General features: G+C 66.5%; 17 protein-coding genes and 1 other RNA gene. 10 read left to right on the forward strand and 8 right to left on the reverse strand.

Translation table 11 applies throughout. The annotated features are described in order from the left end of the window. From LGN17_RS12155 to trxA, 8 genes are all read right to left on the reverse strand, one after another. The gene (locus LGN17_RS12155; RefSeq protein WP_226197007.1) at positions 1-1,362 is read right to left on the reverse strand and encodes an MATE family efflux transporter; all 1,362 of its coding nucleotides are present in this window, start codon (positions 1,360-1,362) and stop codon (positions 1-3) included. Positions 1,363-1,364: 2 nt separating this feature from the next. Further along, positions 1,365-3,122, reverse strand: coding sequence for an ArnT family glycosyltransferase (locus tag LGN17_RS12160; protein WP_413227020.1), 1,758 nt, complete (start codon positions 3,120-3,122; stop codon positions 1,365-1,367). A 219-nt stretch (positions 3,123-3,341) separates the two neighbouring features. Continuing rightward, the gene (locus LGN17_RS12165; protein ID WP_006753671.1) at positions 3,342-3,602 is read right to left on the reverse strand and encodes a type B 50S ribosomal protein L31; all 261 of its coding nucleotides are present in this window, start codon (positions 3,600-3,602) and stop codon (positions 3,342-3,344) included. 157 nt (positions 3,603-3,759) lie between these two features. Beyond that, positions 3,760-4,593, reverse strand: a complete 834-nt coding sequence (locus LGN17_RS12170) for a zinc-dependent peptidase (protein WP_175955991.1) — start codon at positions 4,591-4,593, stop codon at positions 3,760-3,762. 38 nt (positions 4,594-4,631) lie between these two features. Then, on the reverse strand, positions 4,632-6,188 hold the full coding sequence (locus LGN17_RS12175; protein ID WP_226197009.1) for an MFS transporter: 1,557 nt from the start codon (positions 6,186-6,188) through the stop codon (positions 4,632-4,634). Beyond that, positions 6,185-6,685, reverse strand: a complete 501-nt coding sequence (locus tag LGN17_RS12180) for a MerR family transcriptional regulator (protein WP_226197011.1) — start codon at positions 6,683-6,685, stop codon at positions 6,185-6,187. Before LGN17_RS12180 ends, LGN17_RS12175 begins: the two co-directional genes overlap by 4 nt. A 131-nt stretch (positions 6,686-6,816) precedes the next feature. After that, positions 6,817-8,079 (reverse strand): transcription termination factor Rho, encoded by a 1,263-nt coding sequence (rho, locus tag LGN17_RS12185; RefSeq protein ID WP_006478662.1) that lies wholly within the window; start codon positions 8,077-8,079, stop codon positions 6,817-6,819. Between the two features lie 193 nt (positions 8,080-8,272). Beyond that, on the reverse strand, positions 8,273-8,599 hold the full coding sequence (gene trxA / locus LGN17_RS12190) for a thioredoxin TrxA (protein ID WP_006402348.1): 327 nt from the start codon (positions 8,597-8,599) through the stop codon (positions 8,273-8,275). Between the two features lie 406 nt (positions 8,600-9,005). Between trxA and ffs the strand changes: the two genes are divergently transcribed. The 10 genes from ffs (at position 9,006) to LGN17_RS12240 (ending at position 18,576) form a co-directional block, all read left to right on the forward strand. Next, positions 9,006-9,104: signal recognition particle sRNA small type (ffs, locus tag LGN17_RS12195), an RNA gene on the forward strand. 127 nt (positions 9,105-9,231) lie between these two features. Beyond that, positions 9,232-11,592, forward strand: a complete 2,361-nt coding sequence (locus tag LGN17_RS12200; RefSeq protein WP_226197013.1) for a DNA polymerase III subunit gamma/tau — start codon at positions 9,232-9,234, stop codon at positions 11,590-11,592. A 92-nt stretch (positions 11,593-11,684) separates the two neighbouring features. Next, positions 11,685-12,011, forward strand: coding sequence for a YbaB/EbfC family nucleoid-associated protein (locus LGN17_RS12205; protein WP_006482124.1), 327 nt, complete (start codon positions 11,685-11,687; stop codon positions 12,009-12,011). A gap of 31 nt (positions 12,012-12,042) precedes the next feature. Then, the gene (gene recR / locus LGN17_RS12210) at positions 12,043-12,639 is read left to right on the forward strand and encodes a recombination mediator RecR (RefSeq protein WP_006478665.1); all 597 of its coding nucleotides are present in this window, start codon (positions 12,043-12,045) and stop codon (positions 12,637-12,639) included. Between the two features lie 48 nt (positions 12,640-12,687). After that, complete coding sequence (locus tag LGN17_RS12215) at positions 12,688-13,893, forward strand: CaiB/BaiF CoA transferase family protein (protein ID WP_226197015.1); 1,206 nt, start codon at positions 12,688-12,690, stop codon at positions 13,891-13,893. A gap of 222 nt (positions 13,894-14,115) precedes the next feature. Further along, positions 14,116-14,877 (forward strand): 5'/3'-nucleotidase SurE, encoded by a 762-nt coding sequence (gene surE, locus LGN17_RS12220; protein WP_226197017.1) that lies wholly within the window; start codon positions 14,116-14,118, stop codon positions 14,875-14,877. After that, on the forward strand, positions 14,874-15,806 hold the full coding sequence (locus tag LGN17_RS12225; RefSeq protein WP_226197019.1) for a protein-L-isoaspartate(D-aspartate) O-methyltransferase: 933 nt from the start codon (positions 14,874-14,876) through the stop codon (positions 15,804-15,806). Before surE ends, LGN17_RS12225 begins: the two co-directional genes overlap by 4 nt. Positions 15,807-15,811: 5 nt before the next feature. Beyond that, positions 15,812-16,696: a peptidoglycan DD-metalloendopeptidase family protein gene (locus LGN17_RS12230; protein ID WP_226197021.1), complete on the forward strand. Its 885-nt coding sequence runs from the start codon at positions 15,812-15,814 to the stop codon at positions 16,694-16,696. Positions 16,697-16,707: 11 nt separating this feature from the next. After that, positions 16,708-17,796, forward strand: coding sequence for an RNA polymerase sigma factor RpoS (gene rpoS, locus LGN17_RS12235; protein ID WP_175956006.1), 1,089 nt, complete (start codon positions 16,708-16,710; stop codon positions 17,794-17,796). A 3-nt stretch (positions 17,797-17,799) separates the two neighbouring features. Further along, positions 17,800-18,576, forward strand: coding sequence for a 3'-5' exonuclease (locus LGN17_RS12240; protein WP_226197023.1), 777 nt, complete (start codon positions 17,800-17,802; stop codon positions 18,574-18,576). Positions 18,577-18,597 lie beyond the last annotated feature (21 nt).

An 18,597-nucleotide genomic window follows, 5' to 3' on the forward strand; every position in this document is an offset into this window, starting at 1 on the left:
TCAGGCGGACGCGAAAGCGGAGGCATGCGCGCGACCGACGCGGCGCAGGTACAGCACGAGCCCGGCGCCCGCGAGCATCAGGCTGATCGTGTTCGCGAACCAGAAACCGCGCGCGCCAGTCAGCCACGCGGGTGCGATTCCGCCCACGTCGAAACCGAGCACGTAGCCGCCGCTGAGCCCGACGCCCCACAGCGCGACCGCATAGATCACGGTCGGCACGACCGCGACCTTGTACGCGCGCAGCACGAACGCCGACGTGACCTGCAGCGCATCGAAGACGTGGTAGCACGCGACGATCGCGACGAGCGGCATCGCGGCCGCGGCGACGGCCGGGTTCGGCGTATAGCCGCCGATGATCAGCGGGCGCAGCACGAACACGAGCAGGCCGTAGGTCGCGGCAATGCCGCACGCGAAAATCACGCTGTGCCGGCCGAGCAGCCGGGCTTCCTCGGGCTGCCCGGCGCCGAGCGCGCGCGCGACCAGCGTCGACGCCGCCACGCCGATCGACAGCGGCGTCATGTACAGCACCGCGCCGATGTTGCCGGCGATCTGGTGGCCGGCGAGCGTCGTCGTGCCGAACTGCGCGATGAACAGCGCCATGCACGTGTACGACGTGACCTCGATCAGGTACGACAGGCCCATCGGCACGCCGAGCTTCAGGATGGCCTTCTGGCGTTCCCAGACCGGCCAGCAGAAGCGCGAGAAGATCGCGAGCGGCGCGAACACGTCGAGCTTCGCGAGCAGCGTGTAGCCGATCAGCGCCAGCGCCCAGTTGATCAGCGTGCTCGCGAGCCCGCAGCCGGGGCCGCCGAGGGCCGGCACGCCGAACTCGCCGAAGATGAACCACACGTTGAGCGGAAACTTGAGCAGCAGCGCGCCGATCTGCAGCATCATCGCGAGGCGCGGCTTGCCGGCCGCGTTGGTCAGCGCGTTGTAGATGCGGAAGACGAGGCTGGCGGGCAGCCCGTACGACAGGATGCGCAGGTAGTCGACGGTGCGCTCGTGCAGCGCGGCGGGCGTGTGCGCGACGCGCAGCAGCGGTTCGGGAAAATGCAGCAGGAGAAAACCGGGCACCGCGAGCAGCAGCGCGAGCCACAGTGCCTGACGCACTTCCTCGCCGATTTCGGCATAGCGTCGCGCGCCGTACAGTTGCCCGGTGATCGGCTGCAGCGCCGACAGGATGCCCGTCAGGCCGATATAGATCGATATGTAGATCGACGAGCCGAGCCCGAGCGCGGCCAGATCGACGGCCGAGTAGCGCCCGACCATCGCGGTGTCGATCACGCCGAACGCGATGATCGCAAGCTGGCCGACGAGCACCGGCCACGCGAGACCGACGATCCGGCGGATGTCGCCGAACATCGTCAATCGGCCGGCTGGCGGCGCGGCGGACGTCGCTTGACGGGCGTCTTCGGCCGTTCGATGCGCTCGTACAGGCGGAAGCGCTCGTCGCGGTCGGCGGCGCGGCGGCCTTCCCACACGAGACGCCACACATATTGCGACATCGAGCTCGGCTCGCCGAAGTCGGCGCGATCCTGACGCAGGATCACGTCGCAGTCGCCGGAGAATTCGAAGCGCATGTTGCCGAAATACGCGAAGGTCGCGAGCTGCGCGTCACCGAGCCGTACCGGCGAGATGCACTCGTAGTCGGACGGCAGGTGCACTGCGATCTGCTGCGCGACATCGCGATAGGTTCGGCCGTAGTTGACAATCGGCAGCCACAGCGTCATCAGCAGCACCCACATCAGCGTGGTGCCCGCACTCGACAGCACGACGCTGCGCCACAGCACCTTCGGCTGTCGCGAGATGCGCCAGCGCACGAGGAAGCACCAGCACACGGTGGCGATCACCGCGCAGATGAACGACAGGATCTTGAAATGCGGTTCGTAGCCGGGCACGAGGCGCGCGAGGTTGCGCGCGAGCGGGTAAGGGAAGCCCGTGAGCGATGCGAGCCACACGAGCCACACGAAGGTGCCGAGGATCGTGAAGCTCAGCACCGCGAACCAGTCGATCGCGTTGATCGCGCCGCGCTTGAGCGTTGGCAGCGCGAACGTCGCGAGCACCGCGAGCGGCGGCAACAGCAGCATGTACATGCGGTTCGACTGCTGGCTCTGCAGGATCACGAGCGCGACGAGCGGCACGGCGACCGACAGCGGAATCGCGACGTGCGCACGGCGGCGCATGCCGGCCCAGCTCCACCACGCCCAGATCGCGAGCGGCCACGCGGGCCAGGTGAACAGCGGCAGGTTCTTCGCCGCATAGCCGAGCACGGCGGTCGGCGGCCCCGAAAAGCGCATCAGGCTGCCGTGGATCCACTGGTTGAAGAACCATGCGGCGTCGTCGGGCGCCGCGACGAACGCGGCCAGCGGCCACAGCGCGAAGATCGCGGCTGCGAGCGGCACGCCGACGAGCGGCAGGCTCAGGTTGCGCATCTCGGGCGTGACGATCCACAGCACGGCCGTGCCGACGAGCAGCGCGACGACCAGTACCGGATTGCCGGACAGTGCGACCAGGCCGATCGCGACGCCCCACCACAGCGCGCCCTGCATCGGCTTGTCGATGCCGCGCACGATCCCGTAGACGAGCATCGCGATCCACGCGAACTGCGCGAGCTGCGGCGTCGTTTCATGCCCGCGCTCCGCGAGACCGAAGCAGGCGACGAGAACCAGCAGCGCGCCGTCGGCGAGCGTGCGGCCGTAGTCGCGGGGCTCGGGCTCGCCGCCGAATGCGTATTTGAACGGCTGGACCTCGGCACGCCGGCCCAGCAGGTAGGCCGCGTACCAGACGAATGCACACGCGACGCAGAACAGCACGCCGGTTTCGACGCGCGACGCGTTGCTCGCGTCGACCCACGGGCCCAGGCCGCGGATCGACAGCGCGCCGAGCCAGTAGCCGAGCGGTCCGTCGGTCGTGATGAACTTGCCGACCAGGTTCGGCAATAGCCAGTCGTGCCAGCCGCCCTTGGCCATCGTCCACATCACGCCAAAGCCCGCCGCGTCCTCGTTCTTCCACGGGTCGCGGCCGAACAGGCCGAACGCGGCGTAGACGAAGCAGAGTGTGAGCAGCAGCCAGCGCGGCAGCGCGCGCGTGGCGGAGGCGGTGAGGCGGACGACAGGCTTCATGCAGATGAGCGATTTGTTATGGGCGGGCGGCCGGCGCGGAGGTGCGCGGTCGAGCCGGCTTCGAGCATCCGGCATTGTAGACGCGCCTGCTGTTGCGCGTCAGGTCGATGCCCGGGCGCCGGCCGGCGCCTGCCGGGCGAGCAGAGACAAAAAAGGGCAGCCTGGGCTGCCCTTTTGTGCGACACCGGTGCGTTGCAACCACCGGATGCAATGCGAAGCTTACTTCGCCTTGCCGCTGGCGCGTACGCCGAACTTGTTCTTGAACTTCTCGACACGGCCTGCCGTGTCCATGATCTTTTGCTGACCCGTGTAGAACGAGTGCGATTCCGACGACACTTCGATCTTGGCGAGCGGGTAGGTCTTGCCGTCGAGTTCGATGTTTTCGCGCGTCTGGATCGTCGAGCGCGTGATGAACTTGAAGCCGTTCGACATGTCTTGGAAGACGACTTCGCGGTAGTTCGGGTGGATGCCTTCTTTCATGGTCTTTCCTTGGTGAGAGCGGTAGCCAACCCGCCGCTTGCCGTGCCGGAGCGCGCACATTGCGCAAACCAGACGACGCCAAGCCCGGCGCGAGCCACTTGCCTAAGGTCGAAAAACGGCGATTATGCCAGAAAATCAGATGGTTGACGAATAATTTTCACGGTGCGTCGAGCGCGCCGGTGCCGGCCGGGTCTTGCCGGTAGTAGCGCGCGAGCAACCGGTACAGCTCCGGAAATTCGGACTCGAACGCTTTCGGTCGCACGAACAGCGCTTCGCTGCATACCGCGAAGAATTCCGACGGGTGGTCGGCCGCATACGGATCGATCAGCGAGTCCCGCTCGAAGCGCGCCCACGCGCGGTCCGGCACAGCGTCGACGCGCGCGCAGAATTGGTCGTACGCGTGCTCGAACACGTCGGCCCAGGCCTGCGCATCGAGGTGAGGCGCGTGCCAGCGTCGAAATAGGGGCGGATAGCCGTCGGCCGCGCCGTTGACCATGTCGATCTTGTGCGCGAACTCGTGGATCACGACGTTGTACGCATCGCGGCCGTCCGTCATCTGCGCGTCTTCCCAGGACAGGATCACGGGGCCGCCTTCCCAGGCCTCGCCGCTCGCATCCTGCTCGACCTCGTGGACGACGCCGTCCTCGTCCTGCACCGTCTTGCGGATCACGAATTCGCCCGGATAGACGACGACGCCGACCCAGCCGTCGTACAGCGACAGGTCGAGATTCAGCACCGGTAGGCAGGCCTGCGCGGCGATCGCGACGATCATCGCGTCGGTCAGCTCCAGCCCGTGCGCGGTCGAGAACGATTTCTTCGCGACGAACAGGCTCGTCAGTTCGCGCAGCCGGCCGAGCGCGTCGGGCGACAGCGCCGCGAGGAACGGCAGGCGCTCGACGGTGTCCTGCCACAGTGCGTCGGGGATCGGGTGGCTGCGCAGCGCGCGGTCGCGGCGGCGGTCGTCGAACCAGCGGGTCAGTTTCGAGAGCATGAAGGCGGCTCGCGGAAATCCAAAGCCTGTCTTTTAACTCAATCGATCTCTTTTTGCCATGCCGCGAAGAGCCCGCCGACCAGCGCCACGCCCGCCAGGAAGTAAAAGCCGTCGAGCGACGCGAGGAACGACGCCTGTTGCGCGACCATGCGCGCGATCGACGCGATCGCGAGGCCGTGCGCCTCGTTCAGCGCGTGGCCGGCGGCTGCGTAGCTGCGCGTCAGGGCGTCGACGGTCTGCTGGAACGCGGGGTCGAACACGTTCGCGCGCTCGACGAGCCGCGTCTGGTGCACGGCCACGCGGTGCTGTTCGACGATGATCACCGACGACGTCGCGAACGAGATCGTCAGTTGCCGCACGATGTTCTTCAGCCGGTAGCCGTGCGTATATTCGTCGATCGCGAAGATCCGGAACGTCAGGTTGGCCACCGGCAGCACGATGAAGAGCAGCAGCAATCCGCGCAGCAGCAGCGGGACGATCAGCGCGGCTTCACCGACCTGCGGCGTCATCCGCGTCATCCACAGCGCGGCCGTGATGGCGATCGCGAATCCCGGCACGACGAACCACTTCTTGTGCGTGACGAATTTCGCGTAACGCAGGTACGCGAACAGCGCGGTGGCCGAAATCAGCGACATCGTGCCCACCAGCCGCCCGGCGTTCTCGACCGGATAGCCGAGCCCGCCTTCGAGAAACCGCGACGTCAGGTAACTGAAGCCCGTCGACTCGTAGTAATAGAACATGTAGAGCAGCAGCCCGACCTGGAACGTCCGTTCGCGGAACGCGTGCAGCCGCACGAGCGGCTTCGGATGGTTCCACTGGTGATACGCGAACCACGCAAGTGCGCCGATCCCCGCGATCGTCAGCAGGATCAGCAGCGGCGAGCCGCTGTAGAGCTGGTAATGCACCTGCTGCAGCACGATCTGCAGCGCGCCTTGCGCGAGCGCGAACACGACATACGGCCAGAAGTGCCCGGAGCCGCGTTCGTCGTCGGGTGTCCGGCCCGAATCGGGCAGCGTGAGCAGCGCGAGGATCGCGAACGCGATGCCGGCCGGCGCCGAGCACGCGAACAGCGCGCGCCACGTCGAATGCGCGACGAGCAGGCCGCCGACGATCGGCGCGAGCGCGCTGCCGAGCAGGATCATGATCAGGAACGCGCGCGTCGCGGGCGGCCGTTCCTGCGGCTTGAAGCTGATCTGGATCAGGATCCGGCACGCGCCCATCATCGGGCCGATGAAATATCCCTGAAAACCGCGCGCGAACGCGAGTTCGAGCGAGGTGTCGGCGAGCGCGGCCGCGATCGCGCCGAACGAGAACATCAGCATGCAGCCCGCGACGTAGCGGCGATGCCCGAGCCGGTCGACCCACCATTGCTGTTGCAGGATGCCGAGCACGGCCGTCACCGCATACGCGCTCGACGACCACACGAGTTCGTCGGGCGACGCGTTGATGCCGCCCGCGATGTAGCTCGCGAAGAACGAGAAGGCCGCGTTGTCGAAATAGTCGATGCCGGTGACGAGTGCGAGCGCCCACGGGAACAGGTCCGCGCGCAGGTTGGCGCGGCTCCACAGTGGCGAGCGGCCGGGCACCGCATTCATTCGCGGTCCTTGCGCGTGCGCCGCGAGCCGGCTTCGGCCTGCCGCTGCGCGATCAGCGTATCGGGGCTTTCTCCGGCGAGACGCCGCTCGACGTAGTCGATGTCGTGCTGCAACTCCTTGCGCAGTGCGACGGCTTCCTTCAACTCGCGCTGGACGGCCGCGATCCGCCGGTCGAGCGTGTCGATCTGCTCGGCAAGGCCGGTACGGATGTCGCGCAGCGACGCGTCAGAATAGCGGCGCCTGCCGTCGCCCGTTTCTTCCAGCGGGCGCTTCAGCATCTCGGTGATGCCATGCAGCGAGAAGCCGAGCGCGCGCAGCCGCAGGATGCGCGCGAAACGTTCGAGGTCGGCTTCGTCGTAGAGGCGATAGCGGCCCTCGCTGCGCGATGGCGTGACGAGCCCGCGCTCTTCGTAATACTTCAGCGTGCGCGGCGTGACGCCGAGGCGCGATGCGGCGTCGCTCACGGTCAGCAGTGGGGGGCAGGCGTCGTTCGGCATCGGGAGGCGGGGATTCGATCGGGGCGATGACGCGATTATAGATCAACCTGTACGTTCACGTTCAGGTTGGGATCGAAAAACGGCCGCCGGGCAGGATGCGCGGGCGGCCGTTCGTTGCGGGGCGGGGGCGATCAGCCGCCGCGGCGCATCAGGTCGAAGAACTCGGAGTTGCTCTTCGTCTGGCGGATCTTGTCGAGCAGGAATTCCATCGCTTCGACTTCGTCCATGTCGTGGATGAACTTGCGCAGCACCCAGATCTTCTGAAGGATTTCGGGCTTGATCAGCATTTCTTCGCGACGCGTGCCCGACTTGTTCAGGTTGATCGACGGATACACGCGCTTTTCCGCGAGACGGCGCTCGAGGTGCACTTCCATGTTGCCGGTGCCCTTGAACTCTTCGTAGATCACGTCGTCCATGCGGCTGCCGGTTTCGATCAGCGCGGTGCCGATGATCGTCAGCGAACCGCCTTCCTCGATGTTGCGCGCCGCGCCGAAGAAGCGCTTCGGACGCTGCAGCGCGTTCGCGTCGACACCACCCGTCAGCACCTTGCCCGACGCCGGGATTACGGTGTTGTACGCGCGTGCGAGACGCGTGATCGAATCGAGCAGAATCACGACGTCATGCTTCATTTCGACGAGGCGCTTGGCCTTTTCGATCACCATTTCGGCGACCTGGACGTGACGCGTCGCCGGTTCGTCGAACGTCGACGCGATCACTTCGCCGGCGACCGAGCGCTGCATTTCGGTCACTTCTTCAGGGCGCTCGTCGATCAGCAGCACGAACAGGATCACGTCCGGGTGGTTCTGCTTGATCGCGTGGGCGATGTGCTGGAGCATCACGGTCTTGCCCGACTTCGGCGACGCGACGAGCAGGCCGCGCTGGCCCTTGCCGATCGGCGCGATCATGTCGATGATGCGGCCCGTGACGTTTTCCTCGCCGCGCATTTCGCGTTCGAGCGACAGCGGCTTGTTCGGGTGCAGCGGCGTGAGGTTCTCGAACATGATCTTGTGTTTCGAGGCCTCGGGCGGCTGCCCGTTGACTTTGTCGACCTTCACCAGCGCGAAGTAGCGCTCGCCGTCCTTCGGCGTGCGGACTTCACCTTCGATGGTGTCGCCGGTGTGCAGGTTGAAGCGGCGGATCTGCGACGGGCTGATATAGATGTCGTCGGTGCTTGCGAGGTACGACATTTCCGGCGAGCGCAGGAAGCCGAAGCCGTCCGGCAGCACTTCGAGCGTACCGTCGCCGAAGATCGTCTCTCCCGTCTTGGCGCGCTTTTTAAGAATGGCAAACATCAACTCCTGCTTGCGCAGGCGGTTCGCGTTTTCGATCTCCAGGCCATTGGCCATTTCGATCAGTTCGGAGACGTGCAGAGACTTGAGCTCGGATAAATGCATACGGAGAACCCGCCAGGGAGGAGACGACGAAAGAAATAAAGGGAGGAGGGCGAGCGGAAGCGCTCAGAGACTTAAATGCGTCTTGTAGACGTTTTTTAATTCTAGCATAGGCCGATTCGCGCTTGAGCGAGCGATCGGCGGCTTGTCGACGGACGTGTTGCCGGTTGACAACACGTCCGCGGAACTACCTGTATTACAGGTGGCTGTCCAGGAATGCGGTGAGCTGCGACTTCGACAGCGCGCCGACCTTCTGCGCGGCGGCCGCGCCGTTCTTGAACAGGATCAGCGTCGGGATGCCGCGCACGCCGAACTTCGCGGGCGTCGCCTGGTTGTCGTCGACGTTGATCTTCGCGATCTGCAGCTTGTCGCCGTAGTCCTTCGCGACTTCGTCGAGGATCGGGGCGATCATCTTGCACGGGCCGCACCATTCGGCCCAGAAATCGACGAGCACGGGCTTGTCGGACTTGACGACGTCCTGTTCGAACGATGCGTCGCTGATGTGTTTGATCTGTTCGCTCATTGGGTCAATACCTCTTTCGGTTCGGGGACTGCCTGCTTGCGCGTTGCGGCGTACCGGCTGCCGTTGGCTGCCGGCCGCTGCGGCAGGTCACTCCGCTCTCCGGAAAGGAGGGGTGTAAGCGCTGCATGCCGCGGCTCGCGGGTCGTTCGGGCGTCATATTAGCCTAAATTGCTATCTGCTGCGGGCGGCGATAGTAGCCGCTATGCGAGTAGGGGTACGACGCGACGTTCGACCGTTGTATCCCGCAGGTGGAGGCCGGCCCGCGAATTACAAGGGGTGGGCGCGCATGCAATTCGCTTTCTGGTGAGCTTCGTGCCGCCCGATGCGCGCCGGTTTGTCTGGTCAAATTGGCATTGGTGCGAACAAACGGTCGCATTCGTCCGGAAGCGGTGATAGAATATGCCGTGACGGGCCTCCTCGCATGGTGGGGCGGTGAACCTGGTCAGGTCGGGAACGAAGCAGCCACAATCGTTTTCCGCCAGTGCCGAGGGTTGGGCTCGTCACCTTCCTTCTCGCCCCGTTCGCCGGGCGTTTTTTATTTCTGCATCACACTTCGTTTTACCTGCGCGTTGCCTGTCTTCCGCACCGTTTCGCGTGTCGGCGCGACGCAGCGTTACTGATACAATTTCCCGATGACCTATCAAGTTCTCGCACGCAAGTGGCGTCCGAAGGATTTCGCTTCGCTCGTCGGCCAGGAGCACGTCGTCAGGGCGCTTACGCACGCGCTCGACGGCGGGCGTCTCCATCACGCCTATCTGTTTACCGGAACCCGCGGTGTCGGCAAGACGACGCTGTCGCGGATCTTCGCCAAGGCGCTCAACTGTGAAACCGGCGTCACGTCGCAGCCGTGCGGCGTGTGTCGCGCCTGTCGCGAGATCGACGAAGGGCGTTTCGTCGATTACGTCGAGATGGACGCCGCGAGCAACCGCGGCGTCGATGAAATGGCCGCGCTGCTCGAGCGCGCGGTGTACGCGCCCGTCGATGCGCGCTTCAAGGTCTACATGATCGACGAAGTGCACATGCTGACGAATCACGCGTTCAACGCGATGCTGAAGACGCTCGAAGAGCCGCCGCCGCACGTCAAGTTCATCCTCGCGACGACCGATCCGCAGAAAATTCCCGTTACCGTGCTGTCGCGCTGCCTGCAGTTCAACCTGAAGCAGATGCCGGCCGGACACATCGTGTCGCATCTCGAACGGATTCTCGGCGAAGAGCAGATCACGTTCGAGCCGCAGGCATTGCGCCTGCTCGCGCGTGCCGCGCAGGGCAGCATGCGCGACGCGCTGTCCCTTACCGATCAGGCGATCGCCTATTCGGCGAACGAAGTGACCGAGTCGGCTGTGTCGGGCATGCTCGGTGCACTCGACCAGACATACATGGTGCGTCTGCTCGACGCGCTTGCCGCAGGCAGCGGCCCGGAAATCCTCGCGATCGCCGACGAGATGTCGCTGCGCAGCCTGTCGTTCTCGACCGCGCTGCAGGATCTCGCGAGCCTGCTGCACCGGATCGCGTGGGCGCAGTTCGCGCCGGGCTCGGTGCTCGACGAATGGCCGGAAGCGGGCGACCTGCGCCGCTTCGCCGAGACGCTGAGCCCCGAGCAGGTCCAGCTGTTCTATCAGATCTCGACGGTCGGTCGCGCCGAGCTCGGTCTGGCACCGGACGAGTACGCCGGTTTCACGATGACGCTGTTGCGGATGCTCGCGTTCGAGCCGGCGGTTGCCGCCGGCAGTGCGCCGGGCGGCCAGCCGTCGGTGCCGCGTGCGGTGCCGGGGCCGCGCGTTGCGGCGGCATCGGCCGCTGCGGCGAAGCCGGCATCGGCTGCACCTGCCGAAGCAGCGCGGCCGCAGGCCGTTGCACCGGCAGCGCCCGCGGCACCGGTCGTGCGTGCAGCGCCGGTACAGTCCGGCGACGAAACAGACCGGCCGGCCGTGAAGCCGGCTGCCGTCCGGGCGGCAGCGCCGGCCCCGGTTGACGCGCCAGCCATCGAAACGCTGCAGCCGCAGACGCCTGCAGCACCGCAAGCAGAGCCTGCCGGCGATAACCCGGCACCTGCCGGCAAGGAACCCGAGCTGCCTGTTGCCGTTGCGCAGCAAAGCGACGAACCGGCGGCGCCGGCCGAACCGGTGCCGCGTGCTGCGCCGCCCGAGGCTGCTGCGCGTCCGGCAGCGCGTTCCGGAGGAGCCGCCGCCGCGCTCGACGTGCTGCGCAATGCGGGGATGCGTGTATCGTCCGACCGCGGGCGCGCAGGCGCGGCCGCTAAACCGGCAGCCCAGCCGGCCGCCGAGAAGTCGGCGGCAGCGCGTCCCGCCGCTGTGCAGGTGCCGACGCCGCGCGCTGCGGCCCGTGCGCCGCAGGCAGCCGATTCGCGCCAGGCGTCGCCGCCGTGGGAAGACATCCCGCCCGACGACTACGTACCGCTCAGCGCCGACGAGATGTTCGGCGGCCCGCCTGACGATGGCTTCGTGCCGGTGTTCGACAGCGGCCCCGACGATGTGCGCGTGACGCCGAGGCCGGCGGAAACCCGTCCTTCCGCGCCGGTCGACATGCGTCCGTTGCCGCCCGCGATCGCACTCGATCCGGTCGGCTTCGACGGTGAATGGCCGGCGCTGGCCGCGCGGCTGCCGCTCAAGGGTGTCGCGTACCAGCTCGCGTTCAACAGCGAACTGACGGCCGTCGATGCGACGACGTTGAATCTTTCCGTGCCGGTGCCGCAATATGCGGACGCCGCGCAGGTGGCGAAGCTGAAGGCCGCGCTGGCCGATGCGCTCGGCAAGCCGGTCGAGGTGGCCGTCGAAGTCGGGCCCGCACGGCGTACGGCGGCGGCGCTCGATGCGGCCGCGCGCGCGGCACGTCAGCGCGAGGCCGAGCAGGAGATTCACGGCGATCCGTTCGTCCAGCAACTCGTGCGCGATTTCGGTGCGCGCGTCGTCGAGGGTTCAGTGCGCCCGCTCGCCGACGCGTCGTCGGATGGCCCGCCGCCGACACTGCATTGAACTGACCGCCCCGCGACAGGCACAATCACGCCCACACATTGGCCGGCACGCACCGCGTGCCGGTTTTTACACGATCAAGAAGGAGTATTCCCATGTTGAAAGGCAACCTCGCCGGACTGATGAAGCAAGCGCAGCAAATGCAGGAAAACATGAAGAAGATGCAGGAGCAGCTTGCGCTGATCGAAGTCGAAGGGCAGTCGGGCGCCGGCCTCGTCAAGGTGACGATGACGTGCCGCAACGAAGTGCGTCGCGTGTCGATCGACCCGAGCCTGCTCGCGGACGACAAGGACATGCTCGAGGATCTCGTCGCGGCTGCGTTCAACGACGCCGTGCGCAAGGCCGAAGCGACGTCGCAGGAAAAGATGAGCGGCATGACGTCGGGCCTGCCGCTGCCCCCGGGCTTCAAGCTGCCGTTCTGAGCGCAGCGTCCGTGCCACTTTTTGCTGCCGTATGAAACAGCCGTCCGCCCTGTCCGCTCTCGTCGAAGCGCTGCGCGTGCTGCCCGGCGTCGGGCCGAAATCCGCCCAGCGCATGGCGGTCCACCTGATGCAGCACGATCGGGAGGGCGCGGAGCGGCTCGGCCGGTCGCTGCTGTTCGCGACCGAGCACCTGCAGCACTGCGAGAAGTGCAACACGTTCACGGAAGCGCAGATCTGCGAGGTCTGCAGCGACGAAGAGCGTGATCCGACGCTTTTGTGCGTCGTCGAGACACCTGCCGACCAGATCATGCTCGAGCAGACGATGACTTACCGCGGGCTGTATTTCGTACTGATGGGGCGCCTGAGCCCGCTCGACGGGATCGGCCCGAAGGAAATCCATTTCGACCGTCTCGTGCGGCGCGCGTCCGACGGCGTCGTCAAGGAAGTCGTGCTCGCGACCAACTTCACGAACGAGGGCGAAGCCACCGCGCACTACCTCGGCCAGACGCTGAAGGCGCGCGGGCTGGCAGTCACGCGCCTCGCGCGCGGCGTGCCGGTGGGCGGCGAGCTCGAATACGTCGACGCGGGCACCATCGCCCGCGCGATGCTCGACCGCCGCACGATGTAAGCCGGGCGCCGCTTGCGGGCGGCGCCGTTCCTCATGCCAGGGAGACACATGAGCACCAGCCAGGGCCCGCTCGCGGGCGTCAAAGTGCTCGAATTCGGAACGCTGATCGCGGGGCCGTTCGCGTCGCGGCTGTTCGCCGAATTCGGCGCGGAAGTGATCAAGATCGAGGATCCGAACGGAGGGGACCCGCTGCGCAAGTGGCGCAAGCTCTATCCGGAGCAGGGCGGCACGTCGCTGTGGTGGTCCGTCCAGGCGCGCAACAAGAAATCGGTCACGCTCAACCTGAAGGCCGACGCCGGCAAGGCGATCGCGAGGCAACTCGCGCGCGAGGCCGACATCGTGATCGAGAATTTCCGCCCGGGCTTGCTCGAAAAGCTCGGGCTCGGCTACGACGTGCTGTCGGCCGACAACCCGGGCCTCGTGATGGTGCGCCTGTCCGGTTACGGGCAGACCGGCCCGTACCGCGACCGGCCCGGATTCGGCGCGATTGCCGAGTCGATGGGCGGGCTGCGTCACATCACCGGCTATCCCGAGCTGCCGCCGCCGCGCATCGGCATCTCGATCGGCGATTCGATCGCCGCGCTGCACGGCGTGATCGGCGCGCTGATGGCGCTGCATCACCGCAAGGTCAACGGCGGTGCGGGGCAGGTGGTCGACGTCGCACTGTATGAAGCCGTCTTCAACATGATGGAAAGCGTGGTGCCCGAATACGGCGTGTACGGGATGGTGCGCGAGCGCACCGGCGCGTCGCTGCCGGGCATCGTGCCGTCGAATACGTATGCGTGCCGCGACGGCAGCATCGTGATCGGCGGCAACAGCGATCCGATCTTCAAGCGGCTGATGAAGGCGATCGGGCGCGACGACCTCGCCGACGATCCCGCGCTCGCGCAAAACGATGGGCGCGTGCCGCGCACGCAGGAGATCGACGACGCGATTGCCGCGTGGCTCGCGCCGCGCACGATCGACGAGGCGCTCGTCGTGCTCAACGCGGCCGACGTGCCGGCCGGGCGCATCTACAGCGCCGCCGACATGTTCACCGATCCGCAGTTCGTCGCGCGGCAGATGATCCAGCGCTTCAAGCTGGCCGACGGCACCGACATTCCGCTGCCGAACATCACGCCGAAGCTGTCCGACACGCCGGGAGAAACGCGCTGGCTCGGGCCCGAGCTCGGCGAACATACGGACGAGGTGCTGCGCGGCCTGGGCTACGACGCGCAGGCGATTGCCGCATTGCGCGACGCGGGCGCGATTTGAGCGCCCTCGGGCCAGTCGCTTCGAGCCAGGCTCCCGGAATAGCGCGTTCCCCAAGGGGGCTTGGTTGGCGGGGGGGAACCCGGGGCGGCGCGGCGTTTTCCTGAGCCTGCGGAACGCCGCACCGCAACGCAATGGCGCCGCGTGTCCGGGTGCCCGCAATCGTCCATCCGCAGACGCCGGACTGTCGCTCTCGCGCCATCTTTCCTCGGTTACAATCGCCGGATGCGAATCCTACTCAGCAACGACGACGGCTATCTCGCCCCCGGTCTCGCCGCGCTCAGCGACGCGCTGCAGCCGCTGGCCGACCTCACGGTGATCGCGCCCGAGCAGAACTGCAGCGGCGCGTCGAATTCCCTCACGTTGTCGCGGCCGCTGTCGGTGCAGCGGGCGGCGAGTACGGGTTTCTTCTACGTGAACGGCACGCCGACCGATTCGGTACACGTCGTGTTGACGGGGATGGCCGACGCTACGCCGGACCTCGTGGTTTCCGGGATCAACAACGGCCAGAACATGGGCGAAGACACGCTCTATTCGGGGACAGTTGCGGCCGCCACCGAAGGCGTCATGTTCGGCGTGCCGGCCATCGCATTTTCGCTGGTCGACAAGGGTTGGGCCCATCTGGCGGACGCCGCGCGCGTCGCCGCGGAAATCGTCGAGCACTATCTCGCGCATCCGCTGCCGGGCCAGCCGCTACTGAACGTCAATATTCCGAACCTGCCGTACGACGAACTGAAAGGCTGGAAGGTTACACGCCTCGGCAAGCGTCATCCGTCGCAGCCGGTGATTCGCCAGACCGACCCGCGCGGCGAACCGATCTACTGGATCGGCGCGGCGGGCGACGCGCTGGACGCCAGCGACGGCACCGATTTTCACGCAGTGGCAAACGGTTTCGTGTCGATCACGCCGCTGCAGCTCGACCTCACGCATACGCAGATGCTGCCCGCGACGCGCGAATGGGCGCGCGCTGGAGGGCGGGCTTCATGAGCGGCGAGCGCGCGAAGCGGTTCCCGCTCGCGCTCGAAGATCTCAAGCGAGCGCCACGCAAGTCGGAAGGTCGGGCCGGCGAACGCCATGCGGCGGTCGCGGTATCGAAGGCCGCCGACAAGCCCGCGGCCGTGCTGAAACCGGTTGCGGTGAAGCCTGCTGCGGCGCGAACGGCATTGCCCGGCTCCGCCGCCGCGAAGCCGGCGAGCGCACCGAAGCCGACCGTGCTGAAGCCTGCGGTGCCGAAGCCGGCCGCGCCGAGCGCCGCGCCGGCCGGCGCGTTTGCACTCACGTCGGAACGTGTGCGCGAACGGATGGTCGAACGGCTGCGCGCGAACGGCGTGACCGACGCGCGCGTGCTGGACGCGATGGCCGCGGTGCCGCGACATATGTTCGTGGATCCGGGGCTCGCGACGCAGGCCTACGAGGATTCGGCGTTGCCGATCGGCCACCAGCAGACCATTTCAAAGCCGTCGGTCGTCGCGCGCATGATCGAGCTCGCGATGGCCGGCCGCACGCTCGAGCGCGTCCTCGAGATCGGCACGGGCTGCGGCTATCAGGCCGCCGTGCTGAGCCACGTGGCACGCGACGTGTATTCGATTGAACGCATCAAGCCGCTCTACGAGCGCGCGAAGCTGAACCTGCGGCCGCTACGCGTGCCGAACATCCGTCTGCATTACGGCGACGGGCGTGTCGGTCTGCCGTCCGCGGCCCCGTTCGATGCGATCGTGATCGCGGCGGCGGGGCTCGACGTGCCGCAGGCGCTGCTCGAGCAGCTCGCGATCGGCGGGCGGCTCGTCGCGCCGGTCGGCGCGCAGAGCGGGCAGCACCAGGTGCTTACGCTCGTCGAGCGCGTCGCGCACGCGCAATGGCGAGAGTCACGGCTTGATCGCGTTTTCTTTGTCCCTTTAAAATCCGGAGTAATTTGAAACCGATGAGTATGTTGCGCGCGATGCAAAACAACCGTTCCAGGGAGCCGCTCACGCTCGCCCAGCGCGCGATCTGCGTGGCTGCGTTCTCCACGCTTCTGGCCGCCTGTGCGACGCGGCTCGACAACGCGCCCGTCGTCGATCGCTCCGGTTCGCTCGGCACGACCGGCACCGCGCAGCCCGCGGCGCCGCTCCCCCCGGCGCCGCCGGGTTACTACCGGGTGAAGCCGGGCGACACGCTGTACCGGATCGCACTCGAAAACGGGCAGAACTATCGCGACATCGCCGCGTGGAACAACCTGGCGAACCCGAATCAGATTGAAGTCGACCAGCTGCTGCGCGTTTCGCCGCAGGCCGGTGCCGCCGTTGCGGGCACGCAGGTCGCCGCGCCGATCGCGGGCGCCGCGGTTGCGACCGCGCCGCTCAGCAGCGGCCCGGCAACGCCGGGCGCCGGTACGTCGTCGGTCGCGACGCCGCCTGCCGCGGCAGCCGCATCGAGCGATACGGCTGCCGCGCCGAGCGGCCCCGTGACGTTCGCGTGGCCCGCGCGCGGCCCCGTGCTGAACGGTTTCGACGACGCGAAGAACAAGGGCGTCAATATCGGCGGCACGGCCGGCGAGGCCGTGAAGGCGGCGGCCGACGGTCGCGTCGTCTACTCCGGGAATGGTCTGCGCGGCTACGGCAACCTCATTATCATCAAGCACGATGCAACTTACCTCACGGCGTATGCACACAATCGCGCTTTGATGGTAAAAGAGGGGGACGCGGTAACGAAGGGGCAGAAGATCGCCGAGATGGGGAACAGCGATTCCGACCGCGTGATGCTGCATTTCGAGGTTCGCCGGCAGGGTAAACCTGTCGATCCGCTGAAGTATTTGCCGCCTCAATAACCGAGACGACCATGCCGAAATCGAAGCGCCACGAGCCGCAAGCCGAGTCTGAGAAAATCAGTCGTGCCACGCAAGCATCGGTGGGGCGAGCTGGTGCTTCGACGGACGACGAAGACGATGTCGCGGACAACGAGCGTGACCTCGAGGCACGCGACTCTGACGCGGAAGGTGGCGACGACGAGCGCGAAGGCCGCGCCGAGGCGTCGCCCGACGTCGACGATTTCCGTACGCTGCTCCAGGCCGAACTCACGGCCGACACGATTCAGCATTACCTGAACCGCATCAGCGTGAAGCCGCTGCTCACCGTCGAGGAGGAGCAGCGCTATTCGCGTCTGGCCAAGGCCGGCGAATTCGAGGCGCGGCAGGTGATGATCGAGCGCAACCTGCGCCTCGTCGTCAGCATCGCGAAGGGCTATCTGAACCGTGGCGTGCCGCTGCTCGACCTGATCGAGGAAGGCAACCTCGGCCTGATGCATGCAATCGAAAAATTCGACCCGACGCGCGGCTTTCGTTTTTCTACGTATGCGACGTGGTGGATCCGGCAGAGCATCGAGCGCGCGATCATGAACCAGGCCCGCACGGTGCGCCTGCCCGTGCACGTGATCCGTGAACTGAACCAGGTGCTGCGCGCGAAGCGCCACCTCGAAAAGAACTCGATGTCGACGGGCGAAGCGGCCGAGCGCCGCGAAGCCAGCATCGACGACATCGCCTATCTCACCGGCAAGACCGCCGAGGAAGTTACCGACATCCTCGCGCTCAACGAGCACACGGCGTCGCTCGACGCGCCGCTCGACCTCGATCCCGCGAGCAGCCTGCTCGACCTGCTGCCCGACGACCAGAGCCAGTCGCCCGATGCCGAGGTGCAGCACCGCGAGCTCGAGACGCTGACGCGCGCGTGGCTGTCGCGGCTGTCCGACAAGCATCGGCACGTGATCGAGCGTCGCTTCGGCCTGAACCACATCGAACCGGCGACGCTCGAGGAGCTGGCCGACGAGATGGGGCTCACGCGCGAGCGCGTGCGTCAGATCCAGCAGGAAGCGCTGGTGCGCCTCAAGCGGTTTTTCGCCTCCAACGGTGTGCGCAAGGACGCCGTTCTGTAACCGATGACTCCGATTCTTGTTTTTGACATCGAGACAATTCCCGATGTCGACGGCATTCGCCGTCTGGAAGACCTGCCCGCGACGCTCGACGATGCCGCGGTGGCCGAACATGCGTTCGCCGCCCGCCGCGAGAAGACCGGCAGCGATTTCCTGCCGCATCACCTGCAGCGCATTGCAGCGATTTCGTGCGTGTTCCGCGACAACAACGGTTTTCGCGTGCGCTCGCTCGGCACGCCGCAGGACAACGAGGCGACGCTGATTCAGTCGTTCTATCGCGTGATCGAGAAATACACGCCGCAGCTCGTGTCGTGGAACGGCGGCGGCTTCGATTTGCCGGTGCTCCATTACCGCGCGCTCGTGCACGGCATTCCCGCGTCGCGCTACTGGGATCTCGGCGAGGACGACCGCGATTTCAAGTGGAACAACTACATCTCGCGCTACCACTCGCGGCATACCGACCTGATGGATGTGCTCGCGATGTATCAGGCGCGTGCGAACGCGCCGCTCGACGCGCTCGCGAAGATGTGCGGATTTCCGGGCAAGCTCGGAATGGACGGCAGCCAGGTGTGGCCGGCGTTCCAGGCCGGGCGGCTCGAGGAAATCCGCAACTATTGCGAAACCGACGTCGTCAATACCTACCTGCTGTATTGCCGGTTCCAGTTGATGCGCGGCGGCCTGACGCCGAGCGAGTATGCAGACGAGATCCTGCTCGTGAGGAACTCGCTTGCGCAGGAGCCTGCGTCGCACTGGACCGAATACCTGGCCGGCTTCGACGCGTAACGCGGGTGGAGTGCGCAGCAG

The sequence above is a fragment of the Burkholderia sp. AU30280 genome, from assembly GCF_020420125.1.
Lineage (GTDB): Bacteria > Pseudomonadota > Gammaproteobacteria > Burkholderiales > Burkholderiaceae > Burkholderia.